Below are 13,870 nucleotides of genomic sequence, written 5' to 3'. Positions count from 1 at the left end.
CGGACGCCAGTCAGGAGAGCAGCAGCTTGTCCAGCCGCCGGCCGACGATCGCGAGGCCGACCACGGTCAGGGCGAGCAGGTAGACCACCGACGCCCCCGCCGCCCAGGTGACCGAGCCGGTGGTGAGCTCCCTGATCAGGACCACCGAGCGGTAGAGAGGGGTGAGCTCCACGACGGCAGAGAGCCAGTGCGGGAAGGCGCTGAGCGGGAAGAACGTCGCGGAGAACAGGAACAGCGGGAGCTGGGCGAGGGTCACGTAGTCGAAGTCCTGCCACGAGCGCATGAACGTGGTCAGCGCCATGCCCACGGCGCCGAAGGCCGCACCGATCAGCAGCGCGGCAGGCACCGCCAGCAGCGACCACCACGAGTGCACCAGCCCCATCGCGACCATCACCAGCAGGAACACCGCGGAGTAGATGCCACCGCGGAGCAGCGACCACGACAGCTCTCCGCGCGCGATGTCGGAGGTCGTGAGCGGCGTCGCCAGCATCTGGTCGAACAGCTTGTTGTACTTCAGCTTGAAGAAGAAGTTGTACGTCGAGTCGAGCAGCGACCCGTTCATCGCCGAGGCCGCGAGCATGCCGGGCGCGACGAAGTCGGCGTACGGGATCTCGTGGCCGTTGAACTCGAAGCCGCTCACCAGCTGGCCGACGCCGACGCCGATCGAGAACAGGTAGAACACCGGCTCGAGGAACCCGGAGACGAAGATCCACCACGCCGAGCGGTAGGCGAGGTAGTTGCGCCGCAGCAGCAGCGTGGTCGCCTCGCCGGCGCCCAGGTGCGCGCCCGCGTCGCGCCCGATCGCCTTGCCGAGCGCGCCCTTGGCCATCGAGGTCATCAATCGATCAGCCTCCGGTGCAGGAGGCGGGTCGCCAGGACCCACCCGACCAGCGTCAGCGCGGCCAGGTAGGCGATGTGCACGAGCGCGCGCGAGCCGTCGACCTCGCCGAGCACCAGCATCCGGGTCAGGTCGACGCCGTGCCACAGCGGGGTGAGCTTCGCCAAGGCCTCCATCCACGCGTCGAGGTTGGCGACCGGGAAGAACGCACCTGAGAACAGGAACATCGGGATCATCCCGAGCCGGAACACCAGTGCGTAGCCGCTCTCGTCCTTCAGGGCGGCACTGAGCGCGTAGACCGGGGCCGCGAACGCCATCCCGACCAGCAGCTGGGCGAGGAACGCCCCGACGACGCCGGGGAAGGACTCGAAGACACCGAACGGGGCCATCACCGCGATGAACACCGCGGAGCCCATCGCCACCCGCACCGCGACGAACACGAGGTGCGAGAAGACGATGTCGCGCACGCTCAGCGGCGTCGCGATCATCCCGTAGTAGACGCGCTGCCACTTGATCATGCCCATCACCGGGTAGGTGACCTCGCCGAACACCCGGGTCATCGACTGGGCGGCGAGCATGCCGGGCGCGACGAAGGAGAGGTACGACGTGGCGCCCTCGAGCTTGTCGGGGTCGCCCTTGATGAACCCGCCGAGCAGGACCCCCATGGCGAGCACGTAGAGCAGCGGCACCACGAACGACGAGATCGCCGAGCCCTTCCAGGTCCGCACGTAGGCCAGCGTCCAGTAGTCGGCCATCCGGGCGGCGCGGCGGACGTCGAGACGATCCCTCGCGGTGATCCTGCCCTCGGTGGTCGAGCTCGGTCGAGACCCCATCAGTCCACCAGCGTCCGGCCGGTGAGGCGGAGGAAGACGTCCTCGAGGGTCGAGCGGCGTACGAGGGAGACCACCGGGTCCAGGCCGCGCTCGTGGACCTTCGCGATCGTCTCCTCGCCGTCCGCGCTGTAGAGCAGCAGTCGGTCGGGCAGGACCTCGACGCGCTCGGCCAGGTCCTCGACCTTCGGGGCGATCGCCTCGAGCCCTCCGCTGTGCTCGTGGGTGGGCGCGAAGCGCAGCTCGGCGACCTCGCGGGTGGAGTACGTGCGGATGAGCTCGAGGGGCGAGCCCTCCGCGGCGATCAGCCCCTTGTCCATCACCACGAGCCGGTCGCACAGCTGCTCGGCCTCGTCCATGTAGTGCGTGGTGAGCACGAGCGTCACCCCCTGCTGCTTGAGCCGGAAGAGCCGGTCCCAGACCACGTGGCGGGCCTGCGGGTCCAGACCGGTCGTCGGCTCGTCGAGGAGCAGCACCTCGGGCCGGTTGATCAGGGAGCGCGCGATCGTGAGCCGCCGCTTCATCCCGCCGGAGAGGTCCTCGACCTTGGCGTCGGCCTTCTCCGTGAGCTGGACGAAGTCGAGCAGCTCCTCGACCCGTTGACGGACCTCGCCGCGCGGGAGACCGAAGTAGCGGCCGTAGATGTAGAGGTTGTCGCGCACGTTCAGCTCGGTGTCGAGGGTGTCCTCCTGCGGGCAGACGCCGATCCGGGCCCGGATCCTCGGGCCGTCGACGGCCGGATCCATCCCGAGGATGCGCAGGCTGCCGCCGCTGACCGGCGAGACCGCGGCGACCATCCGCATCGTCGAGGACTTGCCCGCGCCGTTCGGCCCCAGGAAGCCGAACGCCTCACCCTTGCGGACCACGACGTCGATGCCCCGCACCGCCTCGACCGTCTCGCCCGAGCGGGACGTGAACGACTTCCGCAGCCCCGATGCCTCGATCATCGCCTCCGTCACGGTCCCGACCCTAACCGCGCCGGGCGCCGTCCACGAGCGGTACGCCGAGCGGGCAACAACGCGCGGCTCGGGCACGCCGAGCGGGCAACAACGCGCGGCTCGGACACGCCGAGCGGGCAATTGTGCTCGTCAGGTGTGCGCGGCGCGAGCAGTCGCGTCTCCAGTAGGTACGCCGGGGAGGCAGGTGTGTCCGCCGACATCGGACCGATGTGCCCGCTGGGCGCGATTCCAGGACGCACGACTGCCCGCTCGGCGCCGTCGGATCGTGCGGGAGTGCCCGCTCGGCGCCGCCGGAGCGTGCGGGAGTGCCCGCTCGGCGCCATCGGAGCGTGCGGGAGTGCCCTCTCGGCGTGCTCACGGTTGTCGGCGCGGTGAGGGACGATGTCGGAGTGGCGGAAGTCCCCGAGCAGTTCTCCGCCTCGACCCGCACGTGGTTCGAGGCGGCGTTCGCCGCACCCACGCCGGCCCAGGTCGGAGCGTGGGAGGCGATCGCAGCCGGGCGGCACGCGCTCGTCGTCGCCCCGACCGGGTCCGGCAAGACCCTGGCCGCGTTCCTCTGGTCGATCGACCGGCTCGCCACCGAGCCGCGGCCCGCGGAGAAGCTGCGCCGCTGCCGGGTGCTGTACGTCTCGCCGCTCAAGGCGCTCGCCGTCGACGTCGAGCGCAACCTCCGGGCGCCCCTGACCGGCATCCGGCACACCGCCGAGCGTCTCGGCGCCGAGGTGCCCGAGATCAGCGTCGGGGTGCGCTCCGGCGACACCCCTGCCGGTGACCGCCGCAAGCTGCAGACCAGCCCGCCCGACATCCTGATCACCACGCCCGAGTCGCTCTTCCTCATGCTCACCTCGCAGGCGCGCGAGTCGCTCCGTGGTGTGGAGACGGTGATCCTCGACGAGGTGCACGCCGTGGCCGGCACCAAGCGGGGCGCCCACCTGGCGCTGTCGCTCGAGCGCCTCGACGCGCTGCTCGACAGGCCGGCTCAGCGGGTCGGCCTGTCCGCCACCGTGCGGCCGGTGGAGGAGGTCGCGCGCTTCCTCGGCGGCAGTGCTCCGGTCGAGGTGGTCGCACCGCCGTCGGAGAAGCGCTGGGACCTGAAGGTGGTCGTGCCCGTCGAGGACATGACCGCTCTGGACGCCACGGAGGACGACGCTCGGTCCAGCAGCATCTGGCCCCACGTCGAGGAGCGGGTCGTCGACCTGATCGAGCAGCACACCTCGACGATCGTGTTCGCGAACTCGCGACGGCTGGCCGAGCGGTTGACGGCGCGGTTGAACGAGATCGCCGCGACCCGCGCAGAGGCCGCGACCGACGGCCGCGCAGGCAGCGAATCGAGTGACCAGCCGCGACCGCCCGCGCGGACGCCCGCGGAGATGATGGCGCAGTCCGGGGCCTCGGTCGGAGCACCCGCCGTCATCGCCCGCGCCCACCACGGCTCGGTCTCCAAGGAGCAGCGCGCGGTCATCGAGGACGACCTCAAGCGCGGCCGGCTGCCCTGCGTGGTGGCGACCAGCAGCCTCGAGCTCGGCATCGACATGGGCGCGGTCGACCTGGTGATCCAGATCGAGTCGCCCCCGAGCGTGGCGAGTGCGCTCCAGCGCGTCGGGCGGGCCGGTCACCAGGTCGGCGAGACCTCGCGCGGGGTGCTGTTCCCCAAGCACCGCGGCGACCTGGTGCCGACGGCCGTGGCGGTCGAGAGGATGCGTTCCGGCGGCATCGAGGCGCTGCGGGTCCCGACGAACCCGCTCGACGTCCTGGCCCAGCAGGTCGTCGCGATGACCGCGCTGGACACCTGGTCGGTCGACGACGTCTTCGACCTCGCCCGGCGCACGGCCTCGTTCGCGACGCTTCCGCGATCGGCGTACGAGGCCACGCTGGACCTGCTCGCCGGCCGCTACCCGAGCGACGAGTTCGCCGAGCTCCGGCCGCGCATCGTCTGGGACCGGGTCGCCGGCACCCTCGCCGGCCGGCCGGGCGCACAGCGACTCGCGGTGACCAGCGGCGGCACCATTCCCGACCGGGGCATGTTCGGCGTCTTCCTGGTCGGCTCGAGCACCAACGCGCGCGTCGGCGAGCTGGACGAGGAGATGGTCTACGAGTCGCGGGTGGGTGACCTGTTCACGCTCGGCACCAGCACCTGGCGCATCGAGGACATCACCCACGACCGGGTGCTCGTCTCCCCCGCGCCGGGCCAGCCGGGCCGGCTGCCGTTCTGGACCGGCGACGCCCTGGGCCGCCCGGCCGAGCTGGGCGCCGCCGTCGGCGCGTTCACCCGCGAGGTCTCCGCGCTCGGCGCCGACGAGGCGACCGCGAGGGCGCGCGCGGCGGGCCTCGACGACTGGGCGGCGGCGAACCTCGTCGGCCTGCTCGCCGAGCAGCGCGAGGCCACCAACGCCGTGCCGCACGACCGGCAGCTCGTGGTCGAGCGCTTCCACGACGAGCTGGGCGACTGGCGGATCGTCGTGCACTCGCCGTACGGCACACCCGTGCATGCGCCCTGGGCACTTGCGATCAACGCGCGGCTGCGTGAGCGCTACGGCGTCGACGCCCAGGCGATGGCCGCCGACGACGGCATCGTGCTGCGCATCCCGGAGACCGACCAGGACCCTCCCGGCGCCGAGCTGATCGCCTTCGAGCCCGACGAGCTCGAGCAGATCGTCACCACGGAGGTCGGCGGATCGGCGCTGTTCGCGTCCCGCTTCCGCGAGTGCGCGGCTCGCGCGCTGCTGCTGCCGCGCCGCGACCCCGGCCGTCGCTCCCCGCTCTGGCAGCAGCGGCAGCGGTCCGCACAGCTGCTCGAGGTGGCCGCGCGCTACCCCTCGTTCCCGATCGTGCTGGAGACGGTCCGCGAGGTCCTCCAGGACGTGTACGACGTGCCGGCGCTCGTCGCACTGCACCGAGGCATCGCCGAGCGCCGGGTCCGGCTCGTCGACGTCGCCACGCAGCGAGCCTCGCCGTTCGCCCAGTCGCTGCTCTTCGGCTACGTCGCCGCGTTCATGTACGAAGGCGACTCGCCCATCGCCGAGCGTCGTGCCGCCGCACTCACCCTCGACCAGGGCCTTCTGGCCGAGCTGCTCGGCCGCGCCGAGCTGCGCGAGCTGCTCGATGCCGACGTGCTGGCCGAGGTCGAGGCCGAGCTGCAGCGGCTGGCCGAGGACCGCCGCGCGCGCGACGTCGAAGGGCTCGTCGACGTGCTCCGGCTGCTCGGTCCGCTCGGCACAGACGAGCTCGCCGCGCGGTCCGCCGTACCGGTGGACGACGGGCTGGTCCTGCTCGTCCAGGCCCGCCGGGTCGTGGAGGTGCGCGTCGCCGGTGAGGCGCGATGGGCGGTGGTCGAGGACGTCGGCCGGCTCCGCGACGGGCTCGGTGTGCCGGTACCTCCGGGCACACCCGAGGTCTTCACCGAGCCGGCGGCCGACCCGCTCGGCGATCTCGTCGGGCGGCACGCGCGCACGCACGGGCCGTTCACCGTGGCCGAGGTCGCGGACCGGCTCGGGCTGGGTGTGGCGGTCGTGCAGCAGACGCTGGTCCGGCTCGCCGGGCAGGGACGCGTGCTCGAGGGCGAGTTCCGACCCGCCGGTGTCGGCACCGAGTGGTGCGACGCCGAGGTGCTCCGCAAGCTGCGGCGGCGATCGCTGGCGCGACTGCGCCACGAGGTCGAGCCGGTCGAGCCGCCCGTCCTCGGCCGGTTCCTGCCTGCCTGGCAGGGGGTCACGACGGGCTCCGCGGGTTCCGGGACCCGGGGGCTGCGCGGCACCGGCGGGGTGCTCGCCGTCGTCGAGCAGCTCGCTGGGTGTGCCGTCCCGGCGTCGGCGCTGGAGTCACTGGTGCTGCCGAGCCGGGTGGTCGACTACCAGCCGGCGCTGCTCGACGAGCTGACGACGACGGGCGAGGTGCTGTGGGCCGGCCACGGCGGTCTCTCCGGTGCGGACGGCTGGGTCTCGCTGCACCTGGCCGACTCGGCGCCGCTCACGCTGCCCGAGCCCGGCGACCTCGAGCTCGGCCCGGACCACGAGGCGCTCCTCGACGTGCTCGCCGGCGGTGGCGCGTTCTTCTTCCGGCAGCTCGCCGATGCGCTTCGGCGATCGGCCGTGGAGACCACCAGCGACGCAGCCGTGTCGGCGGCCGTCTGGGACCTGGTCTGGGCAGGCCGGGTCGGCAACGACACGCTGGCCCCGCTGCGTGGCCTGACCCGCTCGGGGACGGCGAGCCACCGGGTTCGCCGGGCGCCACCACGGGCCCGAGTCGCCTCGAGCCTGGCGCGCGCGCCGATGCCGGCGCGTGGCGGACCGGCGGACATGGCCGGTCGCTGGTTCGTGCTGCCCGAGATCGAGCACGACCCGACCCGTCGGGCGCACGCTGCCGCCGAGGGGCTGCTCGACCGGCACGGCGTGGTCACCCGCGGGGCGGTCATGAGCGAGCGCACCCCGGGAGGGTTCGCCGCGGCGTACCGGGTGCTGGCGACGTTCGAGGAGTCGGGTCGTTGTCGGCGCGGCTACTTCGTCGACGGGCTGGGCGCGGCCCAGTTCGGCACGGCCGGCGCAGTCGACCGGCTGCGAGCGTTCGTCCGGACCACGCCTCCGGACAAGCCGGAGGCGGTGACCCTCGCCGCGACCGACCCGGCCAACCCGTACGGCGCCGCTCTCCCCTGGCCGGTGCAGGAGGCCGGACACCGACCGGGCCGGAAGGCCGGCGCCCTGGTGGTGCTGGTCGAGGGCGAGCTCGCGCTCTACGTCGAACGCGGTGGCCGGACCCTGCTCACGTTCGCCGACGACGAGGAGACGGTGGCGGCTGCGATCGACGCCCTCGGCACGGCGGTGCGCCGCGGAGCGCTGGGCCGGCTCACGGTCGAGAAGGCCGACGGCGCGAGCATCCTGGGCCACGACTCGGAGCCGATCCGGCGCGCACTGGAGGCGGCCGGCTTCGTGGCGACCAGCAAGGGCCTGCGGCTGCGGGCCTGAGGTCACACACCCGCCGCGAGGCGGCGTACTACCTCGGCGGCAGGTTCGGCGCGCACCGCGCGCCAGCCGGTCCCGGCCCACAGGTTCGGCACGTCGGGGTCACCGGCCGCGGTCGCCGCCGCCCGCAGCGGACGGGTGAGGTGGTGCACCTGCGGATAGCCGCCCGGAGCGTCGTCGTGCTCGAGGGCGAAGCGGTTCGCCAGTCCCCGGGCCCATCGTCCGCTGAAGGCCCGGGTCACCACCGTGTCGGGGTACGCGCGGTCCAGCAGGGCCTGCCGGTACGGCGCCGACGTCCCGGCCTCCGGGGTGCAGAGCAGCGCGGTGCCGACCTGCGCCGCATCCGCGCCGGCCTCGAGCACCGCGCGCACGTCGTCGGCGCTCATGATGCCGCCGGCCGCCACCATCGGCAGCCCCAGCGGCCGGATCGCGCCGACGGCAGTGAGCAGTGTCGTCCCGTTCGGCTCCGCCGGGTCGAAGACGCCCTGGTGACCGCCGGCCTCGGTGCCCTGGACGACCAGCAGATCTGCGCCGGCCGCGGCCGCCAGCTCACCCTCCTCGCGCGAGGTGACGGTGATGCCGACGACGACGCCGGCCCCCTGGAGGCGGGCGACCACTGCGCTCGGCGGGACGGCGAAGGTGAACGTCACCGTGTGCACGCCGGCCGACTCCAGCAGCGCGACCTTCGCGTCGAAGGCATCGTCGTCCCAGTGCGGCCGGCCGGGCTCGACACCCAGCCGGGCCGCTTCGGGTGCCAGCTGCTCGGCGTACCGGGCGATCGCGAGGTCGTCCGCCTCGCGGGCGCCGGGCACGAAGAGGTTCACCCCGATGGGGGCACTCGTGAGCGCGCGTGTCTTCTGGAGTGCCTGCCGCAGGCCCTCGGGCGACAGGTAGCCGCCGGCCACGAACCCGAAGCCACTCGCCTCGCTGACCGAAGCCGCGAGCTCGGGCGTCGAGGGTCCGCCTGCCATCGGCGCCTGCACGAGCGGCAGCCGGCTGGGCACCACACGCTGCGCCTTCTGGGAAGGTGTGGACATGGCGCGAGAATCGCACAGTGCCTGAAGGCGACAACGTCTGGCAGACCGCGAAGCGGCTCGCGGTGCTGTCCGGCCATGAGCTGGTGTCCACGGATTTCCGGATCCCCTCGATCGCCACCGTCGACCTGAGTGGCCGCCGGGTCCTGGAGACCGTGTCCCGCGGCAAGCACCTGCTCACCCGCGTCGAGGGGGACGCCACTTTGCACAGCCACCTGAAGATGGAGGGTCGCTGGGACGTCCAGCCGGCCGGCTCCCGCTGGCGCCGTCCGGCCCACGAGGCCCGGGTGGTGCTGCGCACGGCCGAGCAGGAGGCAATCGGCTTCTCCGTCGTCCTCGACCTGGTCGCGACCTCGGATGAGGACCGCGTCGTCGGCCACCTCGGCCCGGACCTGCTCGGACCCGACTGGGACGAGGCCGAGGCGGTACGCCGGATCGAGCAGTCGCCCGGCGTACCCATCGGGGTGGCGCTCCTCGACCAGCGCAACCTCGCCGGGATCGGCAACATCTACCGCGCGGAGCTATGCTTCCTCTCCGGGGTCGACCCGCACACGCCCGTGGCTGCGGTCCCCGACCTGCGCCGGATGGTCGCGCGGGCCCACGCACTCCTGGTCGCCAACCGCAACCGTCCGGTGCGGATCACCACCGGTGACCGCCGACCGGGCCGGACGCTCTGGGTCTACCGCCGTCGCGGCGGCTGCCTGCGGTGCGGCACTCCGATCGCGTTCGACGAGTTCGGCCCGGAGGGGATGGAGCGGACCGTCTGGTGGTGCCCGAGCTGCCAGCCTCCGGCCTGACCGGTCCGCAAACGACCGCCCGACAACCAGTCCGCGACAACCGGGCCGGGCACAACGTCCCGGAGCCGGCGACCTTTGCCTCAAGACGCGGGACGCGCCGCGGCGCTGGGATGAGGTGTGGACCGGACCAGCGCGCTCGACTCAGCATTCCTGCACGTGGAGACCAGGACGGCGGCCCTGCACATCGCCAGCCTGGCGATCTTCGAGGGGCCGGTGCCGACCCAGGCGGAGGTGCGCACGGCCCTCGCCCACAAGCTGGCGCTGGTCCCGCGGTGCCGGCAGCGCCTGGCACACGTGCCCTTCGCCCTCGGGCGGCCTGTCTGGGTCGACGACCCGGAGTTCGACCTGGGCCGGCACGTCCATCGCGCCGCGGTCGCCGCACCCGGGGGCGTCGAGGAGCTCCGCGAGATCGCCGAGCGCCTCCTCAGCGAACCGCTCGACCACGCGCTGCCGCTGTGGGAGGACTGGGTGCTCGAAGGGCTCGCCCACGACCGCTGGGCCCTGCTGACCAAGGTCCACCACACGATGGTCGACGGCATCGCCGGGACCGACCTGCTGAGCACGATGCTCGAGAAGAGCCCCGACTGGTCGCCGGTGTGGACGGACCGCTGGCAACCCAGTCCGGTGCCCGGCCGGTGGCGGCTGGCCACCGACGCCGTCCGCGAAGGCACCGCGTTGCGCCTGACCGAGCTGCTCACCGCGCCGTCGGCGGTCCGGTCCGTGGTGCGCGAGGGCGTCCGGCACCCCCGCGTCGCAACGGCTGCGGCCCTGCAGACCGCGCGCGGGATTGCAGGGTTCGCCCGCAACGCACGACCCACTCACGTGTCGTCCCTGGTGGGCCCGATCGGGCGCGACCGTGGCTACGGCTGGACCGAGGTCGACCTCGCGACCGTGCTCGCGATCCACGACCGCCTCGGCGGCACCGTCAACGACCTCGTCCTCGCCGCCGTCACCAGCGCCTTCCGCGACCTGCTCCTCGCGCGCGGGGAGACCCCGACCGCGCACAGCGTGCGCTCGCTGGTGCCCGTGTCGGTACGCCGGCCCGACCAGCGCGGTCACCTGGACAACCGGGTCTCGGCGATCATCACCGAGCTGCCGGTCGAGCTCGACGACCCGCGCGACCGGCTGACGGAGGTGGCGATCCGGATGCGGGCCCTCAAGGCGTCGCACGAGGCACAGGTCGGCGAGCAGGTCGCCGGAGTCGCCGACGCGTTGCCGCCGATGCCGCTGGCTGCGCTGCTGCACGTGCTGTTCCGGCTCCCGCACCGCAACCTCACCACCGTCGTCACCAACGTGCCCGGTCCGGCCCACCGGCTCCACCTCGCCGGACGGCCGATGGTCGCGCCCTATCCCTACGTGCCGATCGCCGACCGGCTGCGGAGCGGCATCGCGGTCACGTCGTACGAGGGCCGGCTGCTCTTCGGCGTCACCACCGACCGCGACTCGATGCCGGACGCGCAGGTGCTCGTCGACGGGATCGGCGCGGGCTTCGCCGAACTGGGCGAGATCGCCGGCGTCACCACGACAGAAGGGATCCCACGATGACCCGACACCGGATGGCTCCTGCCGACGCGGCCTGGCTGCGGATGGACCGGCCGACCAACCTCATGGTGGTCAACTCCGTGATGTGGTTCGACGACGTCGTCGACGGCGAGGCTCTGCGGACACTGCTGCGCGAGCGGGTGCTCGGCAGGTTCCCGCGATTCACCCAGCGGGCGGTGGAGGAGCAGGGCACCTGGTGGGAGGACGTCGACGACTTCGACCTCGAGGACCACCTGCACGCGGCGGAGCTGGCCGCGCCCGCGGGTCACGCCGAGCTCGAGGAGTTCGTCGCGAGCCTGGTCAGCGTGCCGCTCGACCACGGACGGCCGCTGTGGGACATGCACCTGGTCACGCCGTACCGGGACGGCGGCTGCGCCCTGGTGTTCCGGATGCACCACGCGATCGCCGACGGCGTCGCGCTGGCACGGTTGCTGCTCTCCCTGACCGACGACCCGGACGCCGAGACTGTCGACGTGTCCGCGCCTGCGCAGCACGCGGCGTTCAGCGTGCGCGGCACCCTCGACGGCGCGTGGCACGAGGCGATCGACCTGGTCGCCCATCCCCTGCGGCTGCTGCACCTGGCGAGCACGGTGGCCGCCGACGCGAGCGCGCTCGCGAAGCTGGCGATCATCCCCGCGGACCACCACACCGCCCTGAAGGGCACCGCCGGAGTGGACAAGGCGGTCGTCTGGTCCGACCCGATCTCGCTGGCACGGATCAAGGACGCGGGCCACCGGGCCGACGCGACGGTCAACGACCTGCTCCTCGCCGCGGTCGCGGGAGCACTGCGCCTGCACCTGGTACGCCGGCGCAGCACCGTCCACGACATCCGCGCGATCGTCCCGTTCAACCTGCGCCCGCTGGACGAGCCGCTCCCGGCCGAGCTGGGCAACAAGTTCGGCCTGGTCTACCTGTCTCTGCCACTCACCACGTCGCGGCGCGAGGACCGGCTGCGGGAGATGTCGCACCGGATGCAGGCGATCAAGCACTCGGCCGAGGGCTACGTCGCCTACGGCATCCTGGAGCTCGTCGGCTTGGCTCCGGGGATCGTCGAGGACATCGCGATCGACGTGTTCGCCTCGAAGGGCACCGGCGTGATGACCAACGTCCCGGGACCGCGTCGTACCGTCACGCTCGCCGGCACGCCGCTGCGCGGCACGATCGGGTGGGGCCCGACGTCCGGGGAGCTCGGGCTGGGGGTCGCGATCTTCAGCTACGCGGGCTCGGTGACGATCGGGCTGTGCGTCGACCGCGGGCTCGTCCCTGACGCGCGAGAGCTGCTGGACGACGTCCTCGTCGAGCTCGAGGCGCTGCTCGCACCGCGAGGAGACTTCAATGGCCAGGTGGCCGCCGTCCGTCCGGCCGAGGCCGCACCCGCCCGGTAGGTTCGGGGCGTGGCCCACCGATCGCGCTCGCTGGAGCTGCTCGTCTTCGCGGTCGGGGCCGGCAGCCTGGGCGCGGAGATCGCCGCGGCGCGGCTGCTCGCCCCGTGGTTCGGTGCGAGCACCATCGTGTGGGCCAACACGATCGCGGTCGTCCTGGTCGCGCTCTCGATCGGCTACGCGCTGGGCGGACGGTTCGCCGACCGCGATCCGCGGCCCGCCGGACTCGCCCGGATCGTGCTCGTCGCCTCGGCGCTCCTGGCCGTGGTCCCGTTCGTCAGCGGGCCGTTCCTGCACCAGGCCGTGCGGGCGGTCGACCAGCTCAGCGCGGCGACCTTCGTCGGGTCGTTGCTCGGCGTCGGCGCACTCATCGCACTCCCGCTGGTCCTCATCGGGATGGTCTCGCCCTACGCCGTGCGGCTCGAGGTCGACCACGTCGACGACGCCGGTCGCACTGCCGGCCGGCTCTACGCGATCTCGACGGTCGGGTCGCTGACCGGCACCTTCCTGTCCGCGCTGCTGCTGATCCCGGTGCTCGGCACCCGGCGCACGTTCCTGGTCCTCGCGGGGGCGATGGCGCTCTCGGCGCTGCCGCACCTCGCCGCCGGACGGGTCGCCGCGGCCGTCGTACCGGCGGTGATCCTCGGCCTGATCGCGCTGCCCACCGGCACGGTGAAGGCCGCCGACGGGTCGGCACGGGTGATCTGGGAGAAGGAGACGGAGTACCAGTACGCCCGCGTCGTGCAGCACGCCGACGGCGAGCGGACCCTGGAGCTCAACGAGGGCCACGCCGTGCACTCGCTCTACCGGCCGGGCGAGTGGCTGACCGGCGACTACTGGGACGAGATGCTCGTCCTCGCGCTCGCCGGGGGCCACGCCCCGCCGCGGTCGGTGGCGATCCTCGGCAATGCAGGCGGTACGACGGCCCGCGCGATCGGCCACTACTACCCGCGGACCACCGTCGACGCCGTCGAGATCGACGGAGCGCTCACCCACGTGGGCCGCACGCTCTTCGGGCTCGGCGGCCCGCACCTGCGGATGCACACGGCGGACGCGCGCCCGTGGCTGCGATCGACGAGCCGCACGTTCGACGTGATCATGGTCGACGCGTACCGGCAGCCCTACATCCCCTTCTACCTCGCGACCCGGGAGTTCTTCGCGCTCGTGCGCGAGCACCTCGCGCCGGGCGGCCTCGTGGTGATCAACGTCGGCCACCCCGAGCAGTCCGACCAGCTGGAGAAGGTCCTGTCGGCGACGATGCGTGCGGAGTTCGGCGCCGACAACGTCTGGCGCGACCCGGCGGAGCCGACCAACTCGATGCTGGTCGGCAGCACCGCCACCGACCCGGCCGGGCGGCTCCGCGACGCCGCGTCCGGCCTGCCGTCCGACGTCGCCGAGGTCGCACGGGCCGCCGCCGACCGGCTGGCGCCGGCGCTGAAGGGCGGCCGGGTCTACACCGACGACCTTGCGCCGGTGGAATGGCTCGTCGACACGTCGCTCGCCGAGGTCGCCGAGTAGCTCGGCAGCGGGCAC

9 protein-coding genes are annotated in these 13,870 nt (G+C 73.0%); 5 read left to right on the top strand and 4 right to left on the bottom strand.

All coding sequences use genetic code 11. The features are described from left to right. Nucleotides 1–10: 10 nt before the first annotated feature. From ACVW00_RS04715 to ACVW00_RS04705, 3 genes are read right to left on the bottom strand one after another with little or no spacing between them, the layout of a single operon-like run. Nucleotides 11–838 (bottom strand): ABC transporter permease, encoded by an 828-nt coding sequence (locus ACVW00_RS04715; protein WP_457109744.1) that lies wholly within the window; start codon nt 836–838, stop codon nt 11–13. Then, entirely contained in the window at nt 838–1,671 is an 834-nt protein-coding gene (locus ACVW00_RS04710) for an ABC transporter permease (protein WP_457109743.1), read from the bottom strand. The genes ACVW00_RS04715 and ACVW00_RS04710 overlap by 1 nt, the downstream gene beginning before the upstream one ends. Further along, nucleotides 1,671–2,627, bottom strand: coding sequence for an ABC transporter ATP-binding protein (locus ACVW00_RS04705; protein WP_457109742.1), 957 nt, complete (start codon nt 2,625–2,627; stop codon nt 1,671–1,673). The genes ACVW00_RS04710 and ACVW00_RS04705 overlap by 1 nt, the downstream gene beginning before the upstream one ends. A 389-nt stretch (nt 2,628–3,016) precedes the next feature. Between ACVW00_RS04705 and ACVW00_RS04700 the strand changes: the two genes are divergently transcribed. Further along, nucleotides 3,017–7,585, top strand: coding sequence for an ATP-dependent helicase (locus tag ACVW00_RS04700; protein WP_457109741.1), 4,569 nt, complete (start codon nt 3,017–3,019; stop codon nt 7,583–7,585). Between the two features lie 2 nt (nt 7,586–7,587). Here ACVW00_RS04700 and ACVW00_RS04695 read toward each other — a convergent pair whose 3' ends face one another. Continuing rightward, nucleotides 7,588–8,619, bottom strand: a complete 1,032-nt coding sequence (locus ACVW00_RS04695; protein ID WP_457109740.1) for a nitronate monooxygenase — start codon at nt 8,617–8,619, stop codon at nt 7,588–7,590. 17 nt (nt 8,620–8,636) lie between these two features. Here ACVW00_RS04695 and ACVW00_RS04690 point away from each other — a divergent pair, with 17 nt between their 5' ends. The 4 genes from ACVW00_RS04690 to ACVW00_RS04675 all read left to right on the top strand — a co-directional run bounded on the left by ACVW00_RS04690 (nt 8,637) and on the right by ACVW00_RS04675 (nt 13,855). Then, complete coding sequence (locus ACVW00_RS04690; protein ID WP_457109739.1) at nt 8,637–9,413, top strand: DNA-formamidopyrimidine glycosylase family protein; 777 nt, start codon at nt 8,637–8,639, stop codon at nt 9,411–9,413. A gap of 117 nt (nt 9,414–9,530) precedes the next feature. Then, a complete protein-coding gene (locus ACVW00_RS04685; RefSeq protein WP_457109738.1) occupies nt 9,531–10,958 on the top strand; it encodes a WS/DGAT/MGAT family O-acyltransferase in 1,428 nt (475 codons plus the stop codon). After that, on the top strand, nt 10,955–12,340 hold the full coding sequence (locus tag ACVW00_RS04680; protein ID WP_457109737.1) for a wax ester/triacylglycerol synthase family O-acyltransferase: 1,386 nt from the start codon (nt 10,955–10,957) through the stop codon (nt 12,338–12,340). The genes ACVW00_RS04685 and ACVW00_RS04680 overlap by 4 nt, the downstream gene beginning before the upstream one ends. A gap of 9 nt (nt 12,341–12,349) precedes the next feature. After that, a complete protein-coding gene (locus ACVW00_RS04675) occupies nt 12,350–13,855 on the top strand; it encodes a spermidine synthase (protein WP_457109736.1) in 1,506 nt (501 codons plus the stop codon). Nucleotides 13,856–13,870 lie beyond the last annotated feature (15 nt).

It is taken from the genome of Marmoricola sp. URHA0025 HA25 (assembly GCF_054059435.1).
Note: the sequence above shows the minus strand (reverse complement) of the source record. Positions and strands in the feature narration are given on the sequence as shown.

Coding starts and splice junctions, on each gene's coding strand:
- ACVW00_RS04710 (WP_457109743.1), bottom strand. CDS start 1,671: ATGGGGTCTCGACCGAGCTCGACCACCGAGGGCAGGATCACCGCGAGG.
- ACVW00_RS04715 (WP_457109744.1), bottom strand. CDS start 838: ATGACCTCGATGGCCAAGGGCGCGCTCGGCAAGGCGATCGGGCGCGAC.
- ACVW00_RS04680 (WP_457109737.1), top strand. CDS start 10,955: ATGACCCGACACCGGATGGCTCCTGCCGACGCGGCCTGGCTGCGGATG.
- ACVW00_RS04695 (WP_457109740.1), bottom strand. CDS start 8,619: ATGTCCACACCTTCCCAGAAGGCGCAGCGTGTGGTGCCCAGCCGGCTG.